The sequence below is a fragment of the Candidatus Kryptonium sp. genome (assembly GCA_025060635.1).
Taxonomy (GTDB): domain Bacteria; phylum Bacteroidota; class Ignavibacteria; order Kryptoniales; family Kryptoniaceae; genus Kryptonium.
The window spans coordinates 16,410-37,129 of the sequence record JANXBN010000008.1; the positions used below are offsets into that span (position 1 = coordinate 16,410).

The 20,720-nt window shown below is 37.6% G+C and carries 15 protein-coding genes and 4 tRNA genes; 17 read left to right on the plus strand and 2 right to left on the minus strand.

Annotated features, from left to right (window positions below; all coding sequences use genetic code 11):
- Positions 1–2 precede the first annotated feature (2 nt).
- From NZ923_09580 to ubiE, 12 genes are all read left to right on the plus strand, one after another.
- Positions 3–689, plus strand: coding sequence for a TIGR02253 family HAD-type hydrolase (locus NZ923_09580; GenBank protein MCS7230269.1), 687 nt, complete (start codon positions 3–5; stop codon positions 687–689).
- Positions 686–1,057 carry a holo-ACP synthase gene (gene acpS / locus NZ923_09585; GenBank protein ID MCS7230270.1) on the plus strand — a complete coding sequence of 124 codons (372 nt, stop codon included), beginning with the start codon at positions 686–688 and terminating at the stop codon, positions 1,055–1,057. Before NZ923_09580 ends, acpS begins: the two co-directional genes overlap by 4 nt.
- Before the next feature lie 24 nt (positions 1,058–1,081).
- Positions 1,082–2,902, plus strand: a complete 1,821-nt coding sequence (locus NZ923_09590; protein ID MCS7230271.1) for a long-chain fatty acid--CoA ligase — start codon at positions 1,082–1,084, stop codon at positions 2,900–2,902.
- Positions 2,883–3,668 carry a protein-disulfide reductase DsbD family protein gene (locus tag NZ923_09595; GenBank protein MCS7230272.1) on the plus strand — a complete coding sequence of 262 codons (786 nt, stop codon included), beginning with the start codon at positions 2,883–2,885 and terminating at the stop codon, positions 3,666–3,668. The genes NZ923_09590 and NZ923_09595 overlap by 20 nt, the downstream gene beginning before the upstream one ends.
- Positions 3,643–4,296, plus strand: coding sequence for a thioredoxin family protein (locus NZ923_09600; GenBank protein MCS7230273.1), 654 nt, complete (start codon positions 3,643–3,645; stop codon positions 4,294–4,296). Before NZ923_09595 ends, NZ923_09600 begins: the two co-directional genes overlap by 26 nt.
- Before the next feature lie 73 nt (positions 4,297–4,369).
- Positions 4,370–4,442: transfer RNA gene (locus NZ923_09605), tRNA-Gly, on the plus strand.
- Between the two features lie 14 nt (positions 4,443–4,456).
- Positions 4,457–4,530 (plus strand) — tRNA-Glu (locus NZ923_09610).
- A gap of 259 nt (positions 4,531–4,789) precedes the next feature.
- A complete protein-coding gene (locus tag NZ923_09615; protein ID MCS7230274.1) occupies positions 4,790–8,101 on the plus strand; it encodes a SusC/RagA family TonB-linked outer membrane protein in 3,312 nt (1,103 codons plus the stop codon).
- Between the two features lie 83 nt (positions 8,102–8,184).
- Positions 8,185–9,627: a SusD/RagB family nutrient-binding outer membrane lipoprotein gene (locus NZ923_09620; GenBank protein MCS7230275.1), complete on the plus strand. Its 1,443-nt coding sequence runs from the start codon at positions 8,185–8,187 to the stop codon at positions 9,625–9,627.
- 89 nt (positions 9,628–9,716) lie between these two features.
- Positions 9,717–12,752 carry a SusC/RagA family TonB-linked outer membrane protein gene (locus NZ923_09625; GenBank protein ID MCS7230276.1) on the plus strand — a complete coding sequence of 1,012 codons (3,036 nt, stop codon included), beginning with the start codon at positions 9,717–9,719 and terminating at the stop codon, positions 12,750–12,752.
- 73 nt (positions 12,753–12,825) lie between these two features.
- Entirely contained in the window at positions 12,826–14,028 is a 1,203-nt protein-coding gene (locus NZ923_09630; protein ID MCS7230277.1) for a RagB/SusD family nutrient uptake outer membrane protein, read from the plus strand.
- Between the two features lie 112 nt (positions 14,029–14,140).
- Positions 14,141–14,860 (plus strand): bifunctional demethylmenaquinone methyltransferase/2-methoxy-6-polyprenyl-1,4-benzoquinol methylase UbiE, encoded by a 720-nt coding sequence (ubiE, locus tag NZ923_09635; protein ID MCS7230278.1) that lies wholly within the window; start codon positions 14,141–14,143, stop codon positions 14,858–14,860.
- A gap of 6 nt (positions 14,861–14,866) precedes the next feature.
- On the opposite strand, the gene NZ923_09640 is transcribed toward ubiE, so the two are convergent.
- Positions 14,867–14,939 (minus strand) — tRNA-Glu (locus NZ923_09640).
- Positions 14,940–14,955: 16 nt separating this feature from the next.
- A tRNA-His gene (locus NZ923_09645) sits at positions 14,956–15,029 on the minus strand.
- Positions 15,030–15,141: 112 nt separating this feature from the next.
- On the opposite strand from NZ923_09645, the gene rnhC reads away from it, so the two are divergent.
- From rnhC to hemW, 5 genes are all read left to right on the plus strand, one after another.
- Positions 15,142–15,783, plus strand: a complete 642-nt coding sequence (rnhC, locus tag NZ923_09650; GenBank protein ID MCS7230279.1) for a ribonuclease HIII — start codon at positions 15,142–15,144, stop codon at positions 15,781–15,783.
- A 96-nt stretch (positions 15,784–15,879) separates the two neighbouring features.
- Positions 15,880–17,685 carry a translation elongation factor 4 gene (gene lepA / locus NZ923_09655; protein ID MCS7230280.1) on the plus strand — a complete coding sequence of 602 codons (1,806 nt, stop codon included), beginning with the start codon at positions 15,880–15,882 and terminating at the stop codon, positions 17,683–17,685.
- Positions 17,686–17,703: 18 nt separating this feature from the next.
- The gene (lepB, locus tag NZ923_09660) at positions 17,704–18,603 is read left to right on the plus strand and encodes a signal peptidase I (GenBank protein MCS7230281.1); all 900 of its coding nucleotides are present in this window, start codon (positions 17,704–17,706) and stop codon (positions 18,601–18,603) included.
- Positions 18,600–19,535: a signal peptidase I gene (gene lepB / locus NZ923_09665; GenBank protein ID MCS7230282.1), complete on the plus strand. Its 936-nt coding sequence runs from the start codon at positions 18,600–18,602 to the stop codon at positions 19,533–19,535. Before lepB (NZ923_09660) ends, lepB (NZ923_09665) begins: the two co-directional genes overlap by 4 nt.
- Entirely contained in the window at positions 19,505–20,689 is a 1,185-nt protein-coding gene (gene hemW / locus NZ923_09670; protein ID MCS7230283.1) for a radical SAM family heme chaperone HemW, read from the plus strand. Before lepB (NZ923_09665) ends, hemW begins: the two co-directional genes overlap by 31 nt.
- The last annotated feature ends 31 nt before the right edge of the window (positions 20,690–20,720 follow it).

Below are 20,720 nucleotides of genomic sequence, written 5' to 3' on the forward strand. Positions count from 1 at the left end.
TTATGATTAAAGCAGTTATATTTGATCTTGATAACACGCTCGTGGATTTTATGACTATGAAAAGACAGGCTATTGATGCTGCAATAAGTGCGATGATTGATGCTGGATTGAAGATCTCACCTGAAGAAGCGAGGCGAAGGATTGATAGAATTTATGCTGAAAAGGGAATAGAATATCAACAAGTTTTTGATGATTTTTTGAAGGAAATCTACGGAAAAGTTGACTACAAAATTCTATCTGCTGGGATCGTTGCTTATAGAAGAGCCAGGGAAGCAGCGCTCGTTCCATATCCACATGTCTATATGACATTGACAACTCTTTTGAAAATGGGATTAAAGCTCGCTGTTGTTTCTGATGCGCCAGCTCGTGAGGCGTGGTTGAGATTATGTTATTTAAATTTTCATCATATTTTTGACCATGTGATCACTTTTGACGATACTGGTGAACGAAAGCCAAGCCCTGTACCTTTTCTTAAGGCTTTGGAGCTTCTTGGTGTTAAACCTGATGAAGCAATTATGGTTGGAGATTGGGCTGAAAGAGATGTGGTTGGAGCGAAGAAAGTCGGGATGAAAACAGCTTTTGCAAGATATGGAGATACATTTAATACGCAAAATCCAGAAGCGGATTACGAACTAAATGATATAACTGAATTGATAGATATAATCAAAAAGGAAAACGGTTGGGAATGATAATTGGCGTTGGTGTTGACATAGTAGAGATTGAAAGATTTAAAAATTTAACACAACGATGGGGGGAACATTTTCTGAAGAAAGTTTTTACGCAAAAGGAAATAGATTACTGCCTTTCAAGAAAAAATACCTACCAGCACCTCGCCGGAAAATTCGCTGCGAAGGAAGCCATAAGCAAAGCTATTTCAACAGGATGGAGCGGAATTTTTAGATGGAAAGATGTAGAGATCTTAAACGATGAAAATGGCAAGCCAGAAGTTATGCTTTATAATCAGCTCAAGATTCAGTTCAATTCCTGCTTAATTCACATTTCAATTTCGCATTCTCAAAATTATGCGGTTGCTTTCGCTGTAATTGAAAGAAATTAATCCAAATTAAAAAGGAGATTTAACATGCCCGTCGTAAAGCCATTTTCTACAATTGCAGAAATGTTTGATGTGATAACTCGTCATTTCATTGATTCCGAAAAGCCAGCATATCTATATAAAGTTGCTGGCGCTTATAAACCGCTTTCATACAAGGAATTAAGAGAGATGGTTGAGCTTACGGCTTGCGGACTTGCTTCACTTGGGCTTAAAAAAGGTGACAAGGTTGGGATTGTATCCGAGAATAGAATTGAATGGATAATAGTTGACTTTGCTATGACAACAACAGGTATAATTGATGTGCCAGTTTATCCTACATTGACGCCGAAGCAAATTGAATATATTTTCAACAATGCGGGTGTTAAGGCGACTTTCGTATCAAATCAAGTTCAATTGTCAAAAATTGAGAAAATTTATGACGATGTGAAAACACTTGATAAAGTTATAATTTTCACTGAAAAAGGGATCGCTGCGCCAGATTATCTTTTGAGTTTGAGGGAGCTGATGGAGCTTGGGAGAGATTTTAAGGAGAAAAATCCAGATTATTGGATAAATGCAATAAAAGAGATTAAGCCAGAAGATGTTTTAACAATAATTTATACATCTGGAACGACGGGAGAGCCAAAAGGGGTTGTGTTAACTCATAAAAACCTCGTTTCAAATATCTTGAGCGCAACTCAAGTTGTCCCGATGACGCCCGAGGATACACTTCTTTCATATCTTCCGCTTTCGCATTCTTTTGAAAGAATGGCTGGATTTTATGCAGCGTTTGCTTGTGGTGGAATCGTGGCTCTTGCCGAAAGCATTGATACAATAGCTCAGAACTTGCTTGAGGTAAGACCGACGCTTATGACATCTGTTCCAAGGCTATTTGAGCGACTTTATAATAGAATAATTAAAGGGGTTGAATCTGGACCAGCAGTAAGAAAAAAGATCTTCTATTGGGCTCTTGATGTTGGAAGAAAATATGTCCAAGCAAGTAAAAAAGGCAAGGTTCCAGCTTGGTTGAAATCTCAATATGCTCTTGCAAATAAACTTGTGTTTTCAAAGTTAAAAGAAAGAACTGGTGGTAGAATAAAGTTCTTCGTCTCTGGCGGAGCTGCACTTGCGAAGGAACTTGGAGAGTTTTTTGAAGCTCTTGGAATTAAAATTATAGAAGGATATGGTTTAACTGAAACATCGCCGGTTTTGACTGTAAATCGCCTTGATGATTATAAGTTTGGAACAGTTGGTAAACCAATACCAGGTGTGGAGATAAAAATTGCTGAGGATGGGGAAATACTCGCGCGAGGTCCAAATGTCATGCAAGGTTATTACAACAATCCAGAAGCAACAGCTGAGGTAATTGATAAAGATGGCTGGTTTCATACAGGTGATATAGGTTATTTTGATGAAGATGGATTTTTAGTTATAACGGATAGGAAAAAACACATTTTTGTTAGTTCAGGTGGTAAGAACATAGCACCACAGCCGATTGAAAGTTTATTAGTGCAATCAAATTACATTGATCAAGCAGTTGTGATAGGCGAGGGGAAACCATTTTTAACTGCTTTGATCGTCCCAGATTTTGAAGCCATAAAAGATTACGCTAAACAACATGGAATACAATTTAACGATGAGAAAGAATTAATCCATAGAGATGAGATTTACAGGTTATTTGAGCGGGAGATTAAAAGAATAAATAAAGATCTCGCTCAGCACGAGCATATCAGAAATTTCCGTTTGCTTGAAAAGCCATTCACGATTGAAGATGGAGAATTGACCCCAACTTTAAAGGTTAAAAGAAAAGTCGTTGAGCAAAAATATAAAGAACTAATTGAGCAAATGTATGAAGAACTTGGCGTTTAGCTTGATTATGATCGTTGTTCTAAATTCGCTATTTGCTAAGGATGAAAATCCAGTTAAGGTTGACATTATTTCCGATTGGGATGGTGTTTCGGAAAAATTTTTCCTTGGTGTTAGATTTAGCATCTCTCCTGGTTGGTATGTTTACTGGCAAAATCCAGGGGACGCTGGACTTGCGCCTGAAATTAAGTTAACACCTTTATCGTCTTTGAAAACGGGTGAAATTTTATTTCCAGTTCCGAGAAAAATTGTCCATGAAAACATCATATCTTTTGGTTATTACAATGAGGTTGTGCTTCTGATACCTGTTCAGATTGTTTCAAAGGAATTTGCGAAGAAAGGAAATGTTATTAAAGCTCAGATCAATTGGCTTGTTTGTAAGGAAAGTTGTGTTCCTGGCAAAGCAACCCTTGAGTATGTGTTTAAAAAGGCGACTCCAAAGGAAGTTTCTTTGATCAAAAAATATAAAGATATGTTGCCGAAGAAATTTGAAAATTCTGGGCTTGAGGTTAAAAATTTTAGCGTTGATAAAAAAGGCAATTCAAGATTGATACGAGTTGAATTACTTGGAAAAAATGTTGGGAAAATTCGGGATTTTTATCCGTATCCGTTAGATAAGTTTTTAATTGATTTGAAGAGCATAAAACTCAAAGATGGGCGAATTGAAGTAATGGTCACACCAACAACGGCTGATGCTGAAGTGAACTTTTTGGGTGGTTTAGTCGTCGTAAATGGTGAAGGTTATGAACTTAAAATTAAAACAAAATAAAAAAAGAGATGACAAAATGAACATATTTAATGTAGTTGGATTTTTTGTAGTTGCCTTGGCGCTTTCGTTCTTATCTGGGCAAGATAAAAAAGTTGAAGTTGGAAGCGTTGTCCCTGATTTCAGCTTAACGGATTTGAACGGTAAGGTTGTTAAGTTATCTGATTTTAAAGGGAAGGTAGTAGTTCTTGAATGGACAAATCCAAATTGCCCGTTTGTTCAGCGTGTTTATAAAGAGAAGATAATGCCATCGGTTCAGAAGGAATTTGTCCAAAAGGGCGTAGTGTGGATTATTATAAATTCAACCAATCCTAAACATAAAGATTACTTAGAGCCCAAGGAATTGCAAAAAATTTATAACGAGTGGGGTTCATCTTATACGGCTTATTTAATTGATCCAGATGGCAAAGTTGGAAAAATGTTTGATGCTAAGACGACTCCCCATATGTTTGTTATAAATAAGGATGGTAAACTTGTTTACAATGGCGCAATTGATGATGATCCAAGAGGCGAGAAGAAGGAGAAAATAAATTATGTTAAAAACGCTTTAAGTGAGATCCTTGCTGGTAAGCCAGTTAGCGTAAGCATTACAAAGCCATATGGATGTTCTGTTAAGTATGCAGAGCAGTAAGTTGTTATTTTCTTAATCTTTTTTGGAAAGCTTGACTTTTTTGATTTGAGAATTTATATTAATTACTGTAAGAGCGCGAGTAGTTCAGATGGTAGAACACCAGCTTCCCAAGCTGGGTGTCGCGGGTTCGAGTCCCGTCTCGCGCTCTTTTAAAATTTGTGGCGCGTTCGTCTAGCGGCCTAGGACACCGCCCTCTCAAGGCGGAGATCGCGGGTTCGAATCCCGCACGCGCTACTACCTCTTGACAAATTGAAACTTTTTTATTATATTTCGCTTGAATGCAGATTAAGTTTGCATTATAGATAAGTTCAAAATTGAAATAAAAACAAAAAGCACCTTCCTTTAGAGGATTTTTAAAAACTTAAGTGGAGGTGTGAGGCTTAATAGATTGATAATTCTTACTTTCCAACCGCTCGTTGAATAGCCATTTTAAGTTAACTTATCTAACTTTTCTTTGCCATCTTTTTCAAAAACTTATAATGGAGGTAAAATTATGAAAAAGTTAATTTTCAGTTTGTTCCTACTTTTAACTGTCGCAACACTTGCCTTCGCACAGCTTGGGGCTATAAGGGGAAGAGTAACAGATGCTCAAACTGGAGAAGCCCTGCCTGGAGCAAATGTCTTTTTACTTAACACAGTTTATGGTGCAGCAAGCGATGCAGCAGGTTTCTATGTTATTAAAAATGTTGTCCCGGGGACATATACTCTTGTTGCGAGGTATGTGGGTTATCAAGAATTTAGACAAAGTGTTACAGTAACGCCCGGGGACACAATTACAGTAAATGTTAGATTGGTGCCAGGGCTTATACAAGTAAGCCCAATTGTTGTTACTGCAATTGGTGTTGAGGAGGAAAGAGCAAAACTTGGAACCTCTGTTTCAAGCGTAACAGGTGAGACAATTTTAAGAACTGGTTATACAAATGTTATTTCTTCAATTGCAGTTAAAGCTCCGGGTGTGTTTACAATTGAAGCAGTTGGAGATCCTGGAGCTGCAACAAGAATTGTTCTTCGTGGTCCGAGGTCATTACAAACCGCCAATCAGCCGTTGATCGTTGTTGATGGTGTTCCGATATGGAACTCAACATTTGGAGCAAGCGTTGGTAATGTTTCAACCATATCAAGAAATGTTGATATAAATCCTGAAGATATTGAATCAATTGAAGTTATGAAGGGACCTGCAGCAGCTGCTATTTGGGGTGCAAGAGCAGCTAATGGTGTCATAGTTATAAAGACAAAATCAGGTTCCTTCTCAGCTGCGAAGAAAATTCGTTTATCACTTAAAGGTAGAATACACAGAAGTGAACTTTTAAGACCATTCCCGCTCCAAAGAGAATTTGGACAGGGACAGCACGGGAATTTTGTATTTAATGGCTTGTTGTCTTGGGGTGACAGAATTGCAGATAGACCTGGTGGACCTGATTCACTCGCAAGACCTGATTATCCATATTCAAGAATAGTTGTAAAAAGATCAAAAGATACTTATGATCACGCAACAGAATTATTCCGCAAGCCGACAACCTGGAACTATTCAATTGAGATAAGTGGCGGAGATGAATGGGGTTCATTTTATTTGAACGCTGAGCGACTTGAGGAGCAAGGTATCATACTTGCAAATAGCGACTTCAAGAGAACATCAATCAGGGCAAACGTTTCAAGAAGGTTTGCGGAAAATATAACTGCAAGAGTTAATGCTGCATATGTTAAGACATCAACCAACAGAATACAGCAAGGTTCAAACATAAGTGGTCTTTTGTTAGGTGCATATAGAACACCACCCGATTTCAACAATTTGCCCTATGTTGTAACATATGTTTCGCCAGCTGGGGCTAGATTCCCGAATTCACACAGATCATATAGAAATGCAGAAGGTGATCCAGCAAGAGGAGTTGGTTATAATAATCCATTCTTTACAATTTATAGAAATAACACACTTTTCTATACTGATCGTGTGTTTGGAAGTGCAGAGATAAGCTATGACCCGTACAAGTGGTTGAATATCACATATCGTATAGGAGCTGACTATTATACTGACAGAAGAAACCAACTCTGGCCATTTCAAGATGCAGCTATTCCAACTGGAAGAGTAAGTCGTGAGGTTATTTCGCAGTTCCAGATAAATACAGATTTAATGGTCAGATTGAAATATCAGTTCAACAAAATTATTTCTGGTTCATTCCTTTTGGGTGCCCACCTTGATCATGAGCTAACAGATAATACATTTGTTCAGGGTACGAGATTTATACTCGCAGATGCACCGCCATACATTTTGAATACATTGGATTATCTCCCGGATGAAGGTAAGACAATCGTTAGAACAGGTGCATTTTATGGCGAGATTGGAGTTGATGTATTTGATCAAGTTTATGTCCGTCTCAGTGGAAGGAATGAGAGTGCTTCAACATACGGAGCAAGAGGTAAGAAAACATATTTCTTCCCATCAGGAAGCGTTGCTTGGGAATTTACAAAACTTCCATTCTTTACCACTCAGCCTATAATTACCTTTGGAAAACTCCGTGCAGCAGTTGGAGTTGCTGGTGTTAGACCACCGGCATATGTGACGCGAACCTACTATGTTAATGCTTCATTTGGTAATGGATGGGGTCCTGTCACTAATGCGATTTATTATGGTGGTGGATCAGTTCAATCATCTCAACTTGGTAACCCAGAAATCAAGCCTGAGCTGACGACCGAAGTTGAATATGGAATTGATTTGAGATTGTTAAGCGATAGGCTGAGCATAAGTGCGACAAGATATACAAATAAGACAAAGGATGCTATTTTGAATGTTGCTGTTCCACCGTCAAGCGGATTTTCAACAAGATGGGCTAACACAGCAAAAATTGACAACAAAGGTACAGAACTTCAAGTTATCGCTGAGTGGTTAAGATTGGGTAGCTTCTCCTGGACAACGACAATTAACTGGTCGCAAAATAAAAATACAGTAGTAGAACTTGCTCCTGGAATTGAATCAATTGCTCTTGCTGGATTTGTTGATCCAAGCTCAAGAGCGGTTAGGGGCTATCCAATGGGTGTTCTTTATGGTTCAAGATGGGAGAGATGGACCAGAGATACTACGGTTACGATCGGAGGAAGACAATATCAATTCAAAGCTGGTTCAATAAGACTTAATCCGAATGGATTCCCAATTCCTTCACCAATTTACGGAGTACTTGGAGATCCGAATCCTGATTGGAGAGCTGGTTTCATTAATACATTGAGATTTGGAAGATTAACTTTAAATGTTGTCGTTGATGTTGCGAAAGGTGGTAAAATCTGGAACGGAACAAAGGGAGCACTTTACTACTTCGGAACCCATGGAGATCAAAACTGGTGGACAACAATTTCTGCTGATGAAGCAAATACATTGAAGAACTATTTAGGTTTAACACCTAACCAGTTTATGGCTACTTATCCAACGAGAAATGTGTATAGGAGAAATCCTGATGGAACAGTTTCATTCCGTGGTTATGTTGCTGACTTTGGTGGCGGAAGGGTTATAGTTGATGAATATTATTTCTATTCAGGACCTGGTTCTGGTTTCACTGGACCGGCTGAGCAATTTATGGAAGATGCTGGATATGTGAAATTAAGAGAAATTTCATTAACATATAACCTGCCTTTAAGAAGGTTTGGGCTTGAAAGCATAGATCTTGGTGTGATTTTGAGGAATATGAAGATATGGACTAAATACACAGGTATTGATCCCGAGACAAACTTGACTGGACCAACAAACGGACAGGGTCTTGACTACTTTAACAATCCACCGATGAGAAGCATAGTTTTCTCAATTAGCGTCAATTATTAAAACTTATTGGGGGAAGCTTAGTGTTAGGCTTCCCCCCTCTTAAATTTTAAACAAAAAATAAAATATAAAGGAGAGGAAGTGCTATGAAATCAATTCTGGGTTTAATACTAACTGGGGTAATAATAACCTTTGCATTTCTTGGGTGTAGCAAATTAACTGAGGAGTATGTTAAAGGATACGAAGATAGCCCACTTCTACCAGCCACAGCTCCTGCTGTTAAAATTTTCGCTGGAGCGCAAGCTGCATTTATTGAGTTTTATGAGGGAACACCGAGCAAATTAGCAGCTATATGGGCACAACAAGCAACTGGAGCTGATAGACAATTTATGGCTTATGATATTTATAATATTACTGCTAATGATTTTTCAAATGATTGGTTCCTTGCTTATACTCGTGTCTTAACAAACCTTAAAATAGCACAGCAGAAGGCTCAAGAGGAAGGTTTATTAAATGTGTATGGTGCTGCAAAGATCCTTGAGGGAATACATATGGGAACAGTTGCTGCGCTTTGGGGAGATGTGCCTTATTCAGAAGCTGCTCAACCCGAAAGAACTTTAACGCCAAAGTATGATAATCAAATTGAAGTTTATAGGGCTGCCATAGCTGCTATTGACACTGGTATTCGGGTCTTAACACAGAATCCGGCTGCGTTACCACAAGATATATTTTCAACCGGTGGTAGCACTGCCAAGTGGATTAGGGCGGGTTATTCAGCAAAAGCTCGTTATCTTATGCATCTTGCAAGAAAAGATAATTATCCAACTGATGTTCTTGATCAAGTAATTAGTGCAGCTTTAAATGGAATAACTGCAACCACCAGAACTGGTACACCACCAGCAGCTGGATATGGAACTGATGATTTGGTATTCACTCATGGGACAACTTATCAAGGAAATATGAATTTGTGGTATTCCTTCATTGTTCAAGATAGATCTGGTTACCTCAGAGCATTGAAATGCTATGCTGTGAGAATGCTTGGCGCAAGAGGAGCAGCTGAATCAGGAAGATTTAACTATTATTTTACTGCTGATAGCAATGACTTAAGAACGACTGGAACTGCTGCGTATGCAGCAAATGCTTACTTCCCAGTAATAAGAGCATCTGAAACTTTGCTTCTTCTTGCGGAAGCCTACGCAAGAAAAGGAGATCTTGCTAATGCTGTAACTTATTTAAATAGAGCAAATACATACAACAATACTATTTTCGGGACAACATTGAGAACAAATTATACGACTGCCGATTTCCCAACTCAAGCAGCTTTACTGCAGGCAATTTTCAATGAGATGTATCTTGCATTGATGCATCAGGTTGAGGTATTTAATTTCTTGCGAAGGATTGACTATCAGATTCAGTATACTGAGCCAGGGACAGGCCGAGTTGTTCCTTTAACACCGAAGCGTGGGACTTTATTCCCGCAGAGATTTTTCTATCCACAAAGTGAAGTTTCAACGAACCCAAGGATACCATGGATTCAAACTGCGGATGATTTGTTTGCTAAAACCCGTGTTAATGGTGGAACAAGATAATTTATGTTGATTACTTAAAAACTTCCAAAAGGCGTGGCACTTGCCACGCCTTTTGGGTTAAGAGTAAAAACAAAATTGAGGTGATTGATATGAAATGGATAATTTTATTAATTTTGGCTTTTGTTTCTACTTCTTTTTCTCAGCAATTCGGTGAAATCAGGGGAACTGTTTATGATAGGGAAACAAATAACCCACTTCCAGCAGCATCTGTTGTAATAGTGGGAACACAAATAGGTTCTGCTACCGATCTTAATGGTAATTATATTATCAAAAATGTTAAACCGGGCACATACAAAGTGCAGGCAAGGTTTGTTGGATATGGTTCTCAAACAAAAGATGTAACGGTGAGAGCGGGTGAAACCGTAACTGTTGATTTTTATCTCGCGCCAACAGCTTTGCAGTTAGACGAGATAGTCGTCACTGGAACTGGAACAGCTCTTGAGAAGAGAAGTGTTGGAAATACAGTTGGTACTGTCACAATTAAAGATATTGAAATTGCTCCTGTAAGAAGTATTACAGAAGTGCTTCAGGGTAGAGTTTCTGGACTTGTTGCATTACCAAGCTCGGGTCAAGCTGGTAGCGCAGCTGCAATTAGATTAAGAGGTTTAATAAGTGTATCTCAAGATAATTCACCATTGATTTATGTTGATGGCGTAAGAGTTGACAATGCAAGCATTGACTATGGATCAGTTTGGACTGGCGGACAACATCCATCAAGATTAAACGATATAATCCCAGCTGATATAGAAAGAATTGAAGTTATAAAGGGAGCAGCTGCAACTACTTTATATGGAACTCAAGCAGCAAATGGCGTTATCCAAATCTTTACAAAGAAAGGTATAACAGGACAGCCAACTATTAATTTCATGATTGAACGAGGTGGTGTAAGTGTTCCAAAGAAACTTTATTCAACTGGTTATCTGATTGGAATTTTCCCAACAGGCGAGAGTATAACACTTGGAGCTCGCAGAACTCCAGATAGTGTAAAAGTTGCAAGCGAAGGGCTTGCAAATAGCTTGCTATCAACTGGACCATATGAGGCATATTTTGCTTCTATTCGTGGTGGAACACCAACTGTAGGTTATTATGTTTCAGGAAGATATGAAAATGAGGTTGGTTCTATTACATCAAACTATTTCAGGCGAATTTCTTTTAGGGGTAATTTAAATGCAGTAGGTGGGGAAAACTGGGATATACAAGCTACCGCTGGTTATACTTATTCTAAATTGAAACGACCAAATAACGATAATAACATCTATGGAGTAATTCCGAATGCTTTGTTGGCACGAAGAAATTTAGCTACAACTACAAATCCTTATGGCGAACCATTCACACCTTTAAATATCGCTCGTGAGTTAAATAACCTTCAAACAACACATGCCTTTACAGGTGGTGTGACTTGGAATCATAGACCTTTTGGAACCTTCAGACACAAAGTAACAATTGGATTTAGCGTTACAGCGGAAGAGAATGAGCAGCTTTTCCCATACGGACTTGGATTTATTTATTATCCTTATGGAATGAAAGGTAATCAAAGAAGGACATTCTATTCTTTGACACTTGATTATTCTCTTGCTTGGCATATTGCTTTGACAGAGAAGATCACTTCATCTCTAACTGCTGGACTTCAGGGCTTTGCCGATTCAGACTATAGAGTTTTTGGACAGGGAAGAGATTTCCCAGCACCAGGTCTTTCGGTAATTTCAGCAGGAGCAGTAAGAACAGCTGATGAATTTAGGTATAGAGTTATCAATGGTGGAATTTTTGTCCAAGAGCAAATTGGATTTGCAAATACTTTCTTCATAACAGGTGCTTTGCGACTTGATGGGAATAGCGGATTTGGTCCAGACTATGGACTTGCTCTTTATCCAAAAGCTCAAGCATCATTCATTGCATCTGAACTTGGTTTTTGGCCAAAGGATATCTGGAATTCAATGAAATTAAGAGCAGCTTGGGGTCAAGCTGGACTTGCACCAGGTGTGTTTGACAAGGAAAGAACTTGGGATGCTGTCGCTGGTCTTGATGGTGTTCCTGCGGTTACACCAGGAAATATTGGAAATAGAAAACTTAAACCTGAAAGAAGCGATGAATTAGAAGTTGGTTTTGACGCTGGTTTCTTTAATGATAGACTTGGAATTGAATTTACATATTATAGGCAGATAACAAGAGATGCTTTGCTTTTGAAACGCTACCCACCATCTGAAGGATGGCTAAATCTCCAGCTTACAAATGTTGGTGAGGTAAGAAATAAGGGAATTGAATTAACAATAAGAAGTATTCCTGTATCAACTTCTATAATTTCGTTGGATGTTAACTTCATGATATCAACAAATGACAATAAGGTAACTTCTCTCGGTGGCACAGCACCACTTCCATATGGTTTAGGTGGAATCGGAGAAGTACGAGAAGGGTATCCAATAAACTCATTCTGGGGTTATAAGTTAATTGGTATAAAACCAGGTTCTCTAACATCTGCGCTCACACTTCTTAACCAGTATAGAACGGGTGTGAGAACGCCGAATAACTTCCAGAACCCGACACACAGAAGAACAATAATGAACGCTATTGCTAGCACTGCGGTTGTGGTTGACTCTGTAAAGACATTCCTTGGAAATGCCTATCCAAAGCTAAATGGTTCAATTTCCGCAACCTTGACTTTGTTTAGAAGAATTAGTGTCTATGCATTTGTAGAATGGGCAACGAAGTTTTATGTTTATAATAATACTGCAAGGTTTATGGTTAGATATAACACTTATGTTCCAGAAATTGAGGCACAGCAAAAGGTATTTATGGCAAGGGATACAGTAGAACTTGAACAGGCGCTTAGAGAATGGATGAAGTATGATTGGAGAGCTGATGCCCTTTGGGTTCAAAAAGGTGACTTCATTAGATTAAGAGAAATTGGGATATCTTATACTTTGCCAACTAGCTTTACAAGATTCTTGGCTTCAAGAAGGGTAACTCTTACATTTTCCGCAAGAAATGTAGCTCTTTGGACAAAATACGGTGGTCCTGATCCACAAGTTAATTATGCTGGTACAGGTCCAAATCTAAACCAAGGTACGGATTTCTTAACTTTACCTCAATCAACGCGATATATTTTCAGTTTAAGTGTTGAATTTTAATTTGATCAAAATAAAGCGGGCGTTTTTAACGCCCGCTTTTTAAAAACAAAATTCTTAAAGGAGGGAGTTTATGATGAAGATTTTAAAATCAATCGTTTTATTTGGTCTCTTAATTCTCTATGTTGGATGTAAACAGTCACTTCAAGTTGAAAATCCGAACCAAATAACTGATGAGAACTTAAATCAATCTACAGCAATTCCTGCAATTGTAACTGGTATTGCAGCAGATTTTGCCGTTCAATATCAATGGACAATAATTTGCTCTGGATTGTTAAGTAATGAGCTTATTCATATTGGTTCATTCCCAACATTTAGAGAGATGCACGATGGGCAGGTTCAAGACAATAATACAACTATGGAAGATTGGTTTGGTTTTATTCAAAGAGCGCGTTGGGTTGCTGAAAATGGAGCAGAAAGAATTAAAAGGATCGTTGGAGAGGACTCAGCGAAGAAAATGATTGAATATGCACTGGCTCGTATTTATGCTGGTTTCTCGCTTATTCACTTGGCAGATATGTGGAATGGTGCTCCGATTGATGGAGGTCCACTATTGACAAGAGCTCAAATTTATGATAGAGCTATTGCGCACTTCACCGAAGTTATAAATATAGCCGACGGTTTACCAGCGGGAAGAACATTTAGAAATGGACATCAGACATTAAATAGAGATCAGGTTAAAGCAATTGCTTATTTAGGAAGAGCAAGGGCGAAATTACATAAGGGTGATTTACCAGGAGCTTACAACGATGTTGCAAATCCAGCCTTGTTTACTGGGCTTAGGTTTGACGCTGTATATTCAGAAAATACAAGCAGGGAAAACAATCAAGTATACATTTTTGCTTACGATAGACCTGAAGTTGCAGTTGGACCAAGACATCAAATCGTTGGAGACCCCAGAGTTCCAGTTGAGCGACCAACCGCTGGAAGACCATACTGGAGGCAGACAAAATATCCAACTCGTGCTGCAGATATACCAATAGTAAAGTGGCAAGAAGCTAATTTGATAAGAGCTGAGTATTTCCATTCACAGGGAAACATTACAGCAGCACTTGCTGAAATTAACAGAATTAGAGCAGCAGCAGGTTTAAAAGATACAACAGTTGGAAACTCACCTGCTGCTTTATTAAACCTTATTCGCGAGGAAAGGCAAAAAGAATTTTTCTTGGAGGGAATGTATCTGCAAGATTTGAGAAGATTTAACGATCCATTTTTGCAGGGACGAATGGCGTTCTTCCCACTTGGTAGAAGAGAAAAAGATACGAATCCTAACTTATAAAAGTTGATTTATCAAAAAACTTCCAAAAGGCGTGGCACTTGCCACGCCTTTTTTGTTTCTTGTGAAATTATGTTATTTATTTTTATCTTTGTGTAAAAAGTTTGAAAGATCGGTGCAGGAGATCAAATCCTACATAACTCAAGGGGAGATGAAGCGAAAGTATGTTAAGCGAATGTTTAACGCAATAGCAAAAAGATATGATTTTTTAAATCATCTGTTAAGTTTTGGACTTGACATACATTGGAGACGATTTGCGATAAAGAAACTGAATTTGTCAGGCGGTGAAACAATAGTAGATATCGCTTGTGGCACAGGTGATTTCTCCATCTCTGCCCGTGATAAGTTTCCATCAAAGATTATTGGTGTTGATGTGTCTTTAAATATGCTAAAAATTTTTTCTGACAAGGCTAAAAAATTCAATCTAAATAACTTATCATTATTGTGCGCCGAAGCAGAAAATTTACCTTTGAAGGATAAATCTGTTGATGTCGTTCTCGTTGCTTTTGGAGTTAGAAATTTCTCAAATCTTGAGATGGGTTTAAAAGAAATTCGTAGAGTTTTAAGAGATAATGGTAAATTGGCAGTTCTTGAGTTTTCCTTGCCTAAGGGAATGTTCGGAAAAGTATATCTTTTCTATTTTCGCAAAATTTTACCTTTTATAGGAAATTTGATTTCAAAGCATGAAAACGCGTATACATATCTTCCAGAATCAGTGTTAGTATTTCCAGAAGGCGAAGAATTTACGAAGATTTTAAGTGAGGTTGGCTTTAAAAAGGTTGAAATGTGGCGACTTACTTTTGGTGTTGTTACTCTTTACATTGCTTTTAAATAAAAATTGCGCCCCCAGCGGGATTCGAACCCGCGTTCCAGGCTTGAAAAGCCTGTGTCCTAGGCCTCTAGACGATGGGGGCGTTGAACTTTCTTGTGGGTGAGTAGCGGGGCTCGAACCCGCAACCTCCAGGGCCACAACCTGGCGCTCTGACCGGTTGAGCTATACTCACCGTAAAGAAAGCACTACAAATATAGAAATTTTTTTTCTGTTTTGCAAATTTACGATCGCTTGCTAAAGTTTAATCCAATTTTTATCTTTGTAGAAAAATACTGCTTTTTAAAATGAACTTTTATATTGGGGTTGATGAATCAGGTAAGGGTGATTTCTTCGGTCCGCTCGTGATCGCAGGAGTAGTATCAAATGAAGATGTTAACGAAAAACTTTTAAACGCCGGTGTCAAGGATTCTAAAAAATTATCCGATAAAAAGGTCTTTGAGATTTTTGAAAGAATAAAGGAAATCTGCAAATTTTATGAGGTTGTTGTTATCAAACCAAAAAGATATAACGAACTCACCAGAAAGTTGAATCTTAATAAACTTCTCGCTTGGGGACACGCTCGTGTGATAGAAAACCTCCTTGAAAAAGCCGAACAAGAGAATTTTAAAATTGACAAAATAATATCTGATCAGTTTGGGGATGCATCATATCTTTTAAATGCCTTGATGAAAAGAGGAAGGAAAATTAACTTAATCCAGATGCATAGGGCGGAAATTGATCCAGCGGTTGCCTCTGCCTCCATAATTGCAAGAGCAGTTTTTCTAAATCAACTTGTTGAGATGTCAAGAAAATATGAAATAGTGTTTCCCAAAGGTGTCTCAGATAAAGTGGTTGATGTTGCAAAAGAAATTGTTAAAAAGTTTGGAAAAGATGAACTGTTAAATGTCGCTAAAATTCATTTCAAGACAACAAGCCAAGTTTTGTGAAATTGTAATATAATGGTAGTTTTTGAATTTTAAGATTGTTGTTTTTATATTTTTTTTAAGTTGAGGTGTTTAAACAAAGCGACTTATGTGAAAAATATGATAGAGAGAATAAGAAATTTTTGCATCATCGCACACATTGATCATGGCAAATCAACCCTTGCTGACCGACTACTTGAGAAAACTGGAACGATTCCGGAAAGACAAATGGTTGAACAAGTGCTTGATAATATGGATCTTGAGCGAGAGCGCGGTATAACTATAAAGTCCCACCCAATCCAAATGAGATATAAAGCGAAAGACGGAAACGAATATATCTTTAATTTAATTGATACTCCAGGTCATGTTGATTTTTCTTACGAAGTTTCAAGAGCTTTAGCTGCTAGTGAAGGTGCAATTCTTGTAGTTGATGCAACGCAAGGAGTTGAAGCGCAAACCATAAGCAACCTTTACATGGCTGTTGACGCCGGACTTGAAATTATCCCCGTGATAAATAAGATTGACTTGCCAGCTGCTAAAACAATGATTGATACAGTTAAAACTCAAATTATTGACTTGATTGGTTGTAAAGAAGATGAAATTTTACTCGTAAGCGCTAAAACTGGTTATGGAGTTGACGAACTTCTTGAGGCAATAGTAGAAAGAATTCCATCACCAAAAGGTAATCCAAATGAACCACTAAGGGCTCTTATTTTTGACTCAAAGTATGATTCCTATCGCGGTGTTGTTGTTTATCTAAGAGTTTTTGACGGTGAGTTGAAGGAAGGTGATAAAGTGATGTTTTTTGCTAATGGTAAAATTTTTGAAGCAGAAGAAGTCGGAATTTTAAAGCTTGATAGAATAAGAACGGGGATACTTACAAGTGGTATGGTTGGATATTTAATTGCTGGCGTAAAAGATGTCCATGATACGAGAGTAGGTGATACAATAACACTTGCAAATAATCCAGCAAAGGAACCATTGCCTGGTTATCGCGAAGTAAAACCGATGGTTTATGCCGGCTTTTTCCCCGCTGACTCAGAAAATTATCAAGAATTAAGAGACGCACTTGAAAAATTAAGGCTAAATGACGCTGCGGTCGTATTTGAACCTGAAAGCTCATCTGCACTTGGACATGGCTTTAGATGTGGATTTCTCGGTTTATTGCATATGGAGATAGTTCAAGAGCGACTTGAAAGAGAATTTGGCCTCAACATCGTAACAACTGTGCCAAATGTAGTCTATAAAGTTGTGAAAAGAAATGGCGAAATTATATTTGTAAACAACCCAACAGATATGCCAAGTCCTGGAGAAATTGATCATATTGAAGAACCTTATGTTCGTGCACAAATTATAACACCCGCTGAATACATCGGTGCTTTGATGAAACTTTGCTCAGATAGAAGGGGAGTTTACAAAACTACACATTATGTCTCAGCTGACAGAGCGATCCTTGAATATGAACTTCCACTTTCTGAAATAATTTTTGATTTCTATGACAAATTGAAATCTCTTTCTCGTGGTTATGCTTCATTTGATTATGAATTTCTTGATTATAGGGAATCGGACCTTGTTAAGCTTGATATACTTTTGAACGGTGAACCTGTTGATGCCCTTTCATTCGTTGTCCATAGAACTAAAGCCTATGACTACGGCCGTAAATTATGCTCAAAATTAAGAGAACTTATCCCAAGGCAATTGTTTGAAGTTGTCATACAAGCTGCTATTGGAAGCAGAGTCATAGCAAGAGATGTGATAAAGCCGTTAAGAAAAAATGTCTTAGCAAAGTGCTATGGCGGTGATGTAACAAGGAAGAGAAAATTGCTTGAGAAGCAAAAAGAAGGTAAGAAACGAATGAAGCAAATTGGAAAGGTTGAAGTCCCACAAGAAGCTTTCCTTGCGGTCCTAACAATAGATAACGATTAAAACAAAAACTATAATTAAATGCAACGGAAAAAAGAAACGAAGCAAAAGAAAAAGCCAAAAACTTTTAAGGAAAAGGTTTATAATTTCGTCAAAGAATTTGTCGTCGTGTTCGGAATTTTTCTTGTTCTTAACAGTTTCGTAATTGCTTCTTTTGCGGTGCCAACCTCGTCAATGGAAGACACTGTAATGGCGGGTGATTTCCTTTTTGTTAATAAATTTATCTATAATCTCGCAACGCCTCGGAATATACCTTTGACCTCAATTCGCTTGCCATACATTGTAATACCGAGTTTATGGAAAGTTGAGCGAGGTGATGTGGTTGTTTTTGAATTTCCTGGATATAGAGATGAAATAAAGCATCCCGCGATGATTTATTATCTCAAAAGGTGCATTGGGCTCCCGGGCGATACAATTCAAATAATTGATAAAGTTGTTTATGTCAATGGTAAAATCTTCCCAAATCCCAAATATGTTAAGTTTGAGCGACCCTATATCCTTCCAAAAGACCAACCTGACCCGAGAATTTTTCCCAAAGGTGCTCCATTTAATGAAGATAACTACGGACCGATAGTTGTTCCAAAGAAAGGAGATACTATAAAAATTGACTTGTCAAACTTTGATGCGTGGGAAACATTTATAAAAAGAGAAGGACATTGGGTTGAAATAAAAAATGGGAAAATTTACATTGATGGAGTTGAAAAGAACGAATACATTGTTAAGCACGATTATTATTTCATGCTGGGAGATAATCGGGATAATAGTTTGGATAGCCGTTTTTGGGGTTTCGTCCCAGACAAATATATAGTTGGTTCACCGCTGATCGTTTATTGGTCGTGGAATCCAGATATACCTATCTTCAACATATTTGCAAAAATTGCCTCTGTCAAGATCAGTAGAATTGGTATGATAATTAAATGAACATAGAAATGAACTATAAAAATTCATTTGGTGAGGATCATTACGCACAGATTGGAAGTGAATCAATAGGTGAAGATCAAATCCAAGTAAAAAATTGGCTTAAGCCCTTAGTTATTGCGATTGTCGCAGCAATCATTGTGAAAACTTTTGTATTTGAAGCTTTTAGAATTCCCTCCGGCTCAATGGAAAATACACTTTTACCAGGTGATTTTATAATTGTTTCAAAAATTGGATTCCCCGTTAAAACCCCAAGATATATCCCATTAACAAGAATTGAAATCCCGCAAGTTGAGATATTACCACGGTTTTTTGAACTTAATCATGGCGATGTAATAGTTTTTAGATTCCCCGGCGAAAGAAATGAAATCAGAGCGTCAGAGGATGTGAATTATATAAAAAGATTGATCGGCTTGCCTGGAGATGTTATCAAGATAAAAAATAAGGTCATTTACATCAACGATAAAAAGTTTGAAGAACCACCAACTGTAAAGGTAAATTATGACTTTATAGCGCCTGAGGGATTAGCAAATCCTTATATTTTCCCGGAAGGTTCGGATTATAACGAGGATAACTATGGTCCTATTGTCGTTCCTTTTAAAGGGATGGAAATAAAACTAAACTCAAGGAATTTGAAACAATGGAAGATCATGATTGAAAGAGAAGGGCATAAGGTGGAACTTGTTAATGATAAAGTTATGATTGATGGTAAAGAGGTGGAAAGTTTTGTCTTTAAAAAAGATTATGTTTTTGTGATGGGGGATAATAGAAACAACAGCTTGGACAGTAGATATTGGGGCTTTGTGCCTGTTGATAACATAATCGGAAAGGCGAGCTTTATTTATTGGTCTTGGGATTCGGATATTCCTATTTTTAACATTTTTGAAAAGGTGAAATCAATCAGATGGGAAAGGATAGGGAAAAAAATAGAATGAGCGGGATTTATATCCACATACCATTTTGTGAGAGGAAGTGTATTTATTGCGATTTTTATTCCGTAGAGAACCTTGAACAAATAGGTGTGTTTTTAAATTTTGTTTTGAACGAGATTGAAATTTTTAAAAGCGAAGCAGATTTTTTAGATAAGGTTTGTTTTGATACAATTTATTTTGGTGGAGGAACTCCATCTTTGCTTGAGGTTTCTCAGGTTGAAAAAATTTTAAATGCTTTTTATAAAAATTTCCGAATCGCTGATAAAACGGAGATCACAGTTGAGGCGAATCCTGGAACTGTTGATAGGAGTAAACTCGTTGGGCTCAGAAGTGTTGGCGTAAATCGTTTAAGTTTTGGTGTTCAATCTTTTTTTGATGATGATTTGAGTTTTCTTGGTAGAATTCACAGCTCAAAAGATGCAATTGAGAGTATTCTAACGGCATTTGATTCGGGGTTTGAAAATGTTAATCTTGATTTAATTTTTGGATTGCCACAACAGGATAAAGAGAAATGGCGAAAAAATCTATTGAAAGCTGTTGAGTTAAATGTGCCTCATATATCTGCTTATAACCTGATCGTTGAAAAAGGAACACCTTTGAATGAGATGGTAAGAAGTGGTAAGGTGGAACTTCCGTCCAGCGACGAAGAAGCGGAGTTATATGAAATAACAATGGAGACGCTTGAAGGATTTAATTATATTCACTATGAGGTTTCAAATTATGCTAAGAGAGATTTTGAATGTCGGCACAATTTGAAATATTGGGAATATGAAAACTATATTGGCTTTGGACCATCGGCGCATTCATTTTGGGAGAACAAAAGATGGTGGAATGTGGCAAACCTTAAGAAATATGTAAGTGCCATAGAAAATAAAAAACTTCCGATTGCCAACTTTGAGATCCTATCGGAGGAAAAGATGATTGAAGAGTTTATTTATCTTGGTTTGAGAAGCACAGGAGTTGATTTGAAAAAGTTCAAGGAAAAATTTGGTTTTGATTTTATTGATGGCGAAATTAGTGAAAATTTAAACGAACTAAGCAAACTCGGATATGTTGAGATGGACGAGTTTAAAGTTAAGTTAACGCGCAAAGGTTTTTTGGTTTGCGATGAGATCACTGTTAATTTAATTTCAAAAATAAAATATGTTTTGAGATGAACAAATTTAAGATCAATCACATTATTGGTTT

Bases quoted from the DNA above. Each gene is read 5' to 3' on its own strand.
- NZ923_09580 (MCS7230269.1), top strand. From the start codon at position 3: ATGATTAAAGCAGTTATATTTGATCTTGATAACACGCTCGTGGATTTT.
- acpS (MCS7230270.1), top strand. From the start codon at position 686: ATGATAATTGGCGTTGGTGTTGACATAGTAGAGATTGAAAGATTTAAA.
- NZ923_09590 (MCS7230271.1), top strand. From the start codon at position 1,082: ATGCCCGTCGTAAAGCCATTTTCTACAATTGCAGAAATGTTTGATGTG.
- NZ923_09595 (MCS7230272.1), top strand. From the start codon at position 2,883: ATGAAGAACTTGGCGTTTAGCTTGATTATGATCGTTGTTCTAAATTCG.
- NZ923_09600 (MCS7230273.1), top strand. From the start codon at position 3,643: ATGAACTTAAAATTAAAACAAAATAAAAAAAGAGATGACAAAATGAAC.
- NZ923_09615 (MCS7230274.1), top strand. From the start codon at position 4,790: ATGAAAAAGTTAATTTTCAGTTTGTTCCTACTTTTAACTGTCGCAACA.
- NZ923_09620 (MCS7230275.1), top strand. From the start codon at position 8,185: ATGAAATCAATTCTGGGTTTAATACTAACTGGGGTAATAATAACCTTT.
- NZ923_09625 (MCS7230276.1), top strand. From the start codon at position 9,717: ATGAAATGGATAATTTTATTAATTTTGGCTTTTGTTTCTACTTCTTTT.
- NZ923_09630 (MCS7230277.1), top strand. From the start codon at position 12,826: ATGAAGATTTTAAAATCAATCGTTTTATTTGGTCTCTTAATTCTCTAT.
- rnhC (MCS7230279.1), top strand. From the start codon at position 15,142: ATGAACTTTTATATTGGGGTTGATGAATCAGGTAAGGGTGATTTCTTC.
- lepA (MCS7230280.1), top strand. From the start codon at position 15,880: ATGATAGAGAGAATAAGAAATTTTTGCATCATCGCACACATTGATCAT.
- lepB (MCS7230281.1), top strand. From the start codon at position 17,704: ATGCAACGGAAAAAAGAAACGAAGCAAAAGAAAAAGCCAAAAACTTTT.
- lepB (MCS7230282.1), top strand. From the start codon at position 18,600: ATGAACATAGAAATGAACTATAAAAATTCATTTGGTGAGGATCATTAC.
- hemW (MCS7230283.1), top strand. From the start codon at position 19,505: ATGGGAAAGGATAGGGAAAAAAATAGAATGAGCGGGATTTATATCCAC.